The organism is Streptococcus parasanguinis (assembly GCF_001069785.1).
Lineage (GTDB): Bacteria > Bacillota > Bacilli > Lactobacillales > Streptococcaceae > Streptococcus > Streptococcus parasanguinis_T.
The window spans coordinates 16,085-19,710 of record NZ_JVSR01000083.1; the positions used below are offsets into that span (position 1 = coordinate 16,085).

3 protein-coding genes are annotated in these 3,626 nt (G+C 46.2%); 2 read left to right on the plus strand and 1 reads right to left on the minus strand.

All coding sequences use genetic code 11. The annotated features are described in order from the left end of the window. Positions 1-111 precede the first annotated feature (111 nt). On the minus strand, positions 112-1,404 hold the full coding sequence (locus ADG03_RS07635) for an adenylosuccinate synthase (protein WP_021154044.1): 1,293 nt from the start codon (positions 1,402-1,404) through the stop codon (positions 112-114). A gap of 319 nt (positions 1,405-1,723) precedes the next feature. Between ADG03_RS07635 and hslO the strand changes: the two genes are divergently transcribed. Both hslO and dusB read left to right on the plus strand, forming a co-directional pair. Then, the gene (gene hslO, locus ADG03_RS07645) at positions 1,724-2,596 is read left to right on the plus strand and encodes an Hsp33 family molecular chaperone HslO (RefSeq protein WP_049471950.1); all 873 of its coding nucleotides are present in this window, start codon (positions 1,724-1,726) and stop codon (positions 2,594-2,596) included. Next, entirely contained in the window at positions 2,583-3,560 is a 978-nt protein-coding gene (dusB, locus tag ADG03_RS07650; RefSeq protein ID WP_049471951.1) for a tRNA dihydrouridine synthase DusB, read from the plus strand. The genes hslO and dusB overlap by 14 nt, the downstream gene beginning before the upstream one ends. Positions 3,561-3,626 lie beyond the last annotated feature (66 nt).

The following is a 3,626-nucleotide window of genomic DNA, read 5'->3' on the forward strand; positions in this document are numbered from 1 at the left end:
CTACTACGCTGATTTCATCAGCTTTTACAGCCCTACTCAACTGTGCGGAGGTGGGACGATGAAATCGAATTCTAACGAATGACCGATTTCTGTCTCACTCTCTTTTTTAAATTATTTACTTGACCAGACACTTTCAAGGATATTGGTTTGGTCACGATCTGGTCCGACTGAGAAGGTTGAAATGCGCACACCAACCAATTCACCGATCCGGCGGACATAGTTGCGGGCATTTTCTGGAAGCTCATCCAAGTGGCGCACACCGGTGATGTCTTCTGACCAACCTGGCAATTCTTCATAGATTGGTTTGCAACGTTTGAGTTGCTCCAAGCTGGCTGGATAGTGATCAATGCGTTCGCCATCTAAGTCGTAGGCCACACAGATTTTCACTGTATCCAAGCCTGATAGAACGTCGATCGAGTTCAAGCTTAGGTTAGTAATTCCTGAAACACGACGGCTATGGCGCATGACAACTGAGTCAAACCAACCGACACGACGTGGACGACCTGTTGTTGTCCCATACTCATGACCGACTTCACGGATCCGATCCCCCACTTCATCAAAAAGCTCCGTAGGGAATGGTCCATCACCAACACGGCTGGTATAGGCTTTACATACACCGACAACCTTGTCGATCTTACTTGGGCCGACACCTGATCCGATGGTCACCCCACCTGCAACAGGGTTTGATGAAGTAACAAATGGATAAGTTCCTTGGTCGATATCCAACATAACCCCTTGGGCTCCTTCAAAGAGCACGCGCTTGCCGTTATCCAAGGCATCGTTCAAGATGACAGAAGTATCGGTTACATATTGTTTGATCTGTTGACCATATTCATAGTATTCTTCGAAGATATCGTCAAATGAAAGAGGCTCTGCATCATAGAGCTTGGTAAATTGACGGTTCTTTTCTTCCAAGTTGATACGAAGGCGTTCCGCAAAGACGTCGCGGTCCAAAAGGTCCGCAATCCGGATTCCCACACGCGCAGCCTTGTCCATGTAGGCTGGGCCAATCCCTTTAATCGTCGTTCCGATCTTGTTGTCTCCTTTAGATTCTTCTTGGAGACGGTCCAATTCGATATGGTAAGGAAGGATGACATGGGCGCGGTCTGAAATGCGCAAACTGTCCGTTGTCACACCTTCTTCATGGAGATAAGCCAACTCTTTGACCAATGATTTAGGATTGATCACAACCCCATTCCCAATGACAGAAATCTTTTCAGGGAAGAAGATACCTGAAGGAATCAAGTGCAACTTGAACTTTTTGCCGTCGATCACGATAGTGTGACCGGCATTGTCCCCACCTTGGTAGCGAGCAATGACTTCTGCATTGGCTGATAGGAAGTCAGTAATCTTCCCTTTTCCTTCATCACCCCATTGGGTTCCTACTACAACAACTGATGTCATAATTCTTTTTCATATACCATAGATAGGATGCTATCTATGCCTTTCTTCAAACTAAGGGCAGGAGTCTCACCTGCAAGTTTGTCTTACACTCTATTATAAGCAATTTTTGATGTTTTTTCAAGATCCACTCAGCTATCGTTTATTTTTCTCCTTCCTTTTTAAACCAACTTCTCTATGAAACTCGTCTTTTACTTGGAAATTGCTTCTTTCTAGAAATAACGTTCGGAATTTTCTTTTCTTCTTGCCCTTCTTCTGAAACGGCTGATTTTCGGAATTCTCCTTGCCCCCACTTTGCTTGATTTGTGCTAAAATAGTAGGTATGGACAAAATTATTAAAACTATCTCAGAAAGCGGCGCTTTTCGTGCCTATGTACTAGACAGTACAGAAACTGTACGAACAGCCCAAGAAAAACATCATACACAAGCTAGCTCCACGGTCGCACTTGGCCGTACCCTCATTGCCAGTCAAATCTTGGCAGCAAACGAGAAAGGAGATACTAAAATTACGGTCAAAGTCCTTGGGACTAGCTCACTTGGAGCCATCATCACCGTGGCAGATACCAAGGGAAATGTTAAAGGCTACGTACAAAATCCTGGAGTGGATATCAAGAAGACGGCAACTGGTGAAGTCCTGGTGGGACCATTTGTCGGAAACGGAGAATTCCTGGTCATCACTGACTATGGTACGGGAAATCCTTATAACTCCATGACCCCTCTTGTCACCGGTGAAATCGGAGAAGACCTGGCCTTTTATCTGACGGAAAGCCAACAAACACCTTCTGCAGTTGGACTCAATGTCCTTTTGGATGACGAAGACAAGGTTAAAGTGGCGGGTGGCTTCTTGCTTCAAGTCTTGCCAAATGCCAAGGAAGAAGAAATCGCGCGCTTTGAAAAACGCATCCAAAAAATGCCTGCTATCTCCACACTTTTGGAATCTGAAGACCATATTGAAGCTCTTCTTGCCGCTATCTATGGAGATGAACCTTTCAAACGCCTCTCTGAAGAAGAACTTCGCTTCCAGTGCGACTGCAGCCGTGAGCGTTTCTTGAATGCTTTAGCAAGTCTGCCAGCTAGTGATCTAAAAGAGATGAAAGATGAAGATCACGGTGCAGAGATTACCTGCCAATTCTGCCAAACACACTACCACTTTGACGAAAATGACTTGGAGGAACTCATTCGTGACAAATCTTAATACGCCATTTATGATCGGGAATGTCGAAATCCCTAACCGTACCGTCCTAGCCCCAATGGCCGGAGTGACCAACTCAGCTTTCCGGACCATTGCCAAAGAACTGGGGGCAGGGCTCGTTGTGATGGAAATGGTCTCTGACAAGGGAATCCAATACAACAACGAAAAGACGCTTCACATGCTTCATATCGATGAAGGAGAAAATCCTGTATCGATCCAACTCTTTGGAAGTGACGAAGATAGCCTCGCACGCGCAGCTGAATTTATCCAAGAAAATACCAAGACCGATATCGTCGATATCAACATGGGTTGCCCGGTGAATAAAATCGTCAAGAACGAGGCTGGTGCCATGTGGCTCAAGGACCCAGACAAGATCTACTCCATCATCAATAAGGTTCAATCCGTCCTCGATATCCCCCTCACTGTTAAAATGCGGACGGGTTGGTCGGATCCTTCTCTAGCAGTTGAAAATGCGCTCGCTGCTGAAGCTGCAGGTGTCTCTGCCCTTGCCATGCATGGACGGACTCGGGAGCAAATGTATACGGGTCATGCGGATCTTGAGACCCTTCACAAGGTTGCACAAGCTCTGACCAAGATTCCATTTATCGCAAACGGAGATATCCGTACGGTTCAAGACGCCAAACAACGGATCGAAGAAGTCGGTGCTGATGCGGTCATGATTGGTCGCGCTGCTATGGGCAATCCTTATCTCTTCAACCAAATCAATCACTACTTTGAAACAGGAGAAATCCTGCCTGATTTGACTTTTGAAGACAAGATGAAGATCGCTTACGAACACTTGAAACGCTTGATCGATCTCAAAGGTGAGCACATTGCCGTTCGTGAATTCCGTGGCCTCGCCCCTCACTACCTCCGTGGTACCTCAGGCGCAGCCAAACTCCGTGGCGCCATCTCGCAAGCTAGCACTCTGGCTGAGATTGAAGAACTCTTACAATTAAAAGCATAGAAATACAAAAAGCGAGAGTGGGACAGAAATCGGTAATTCGTTAGAATTCGATTTCGTCGTCCCACC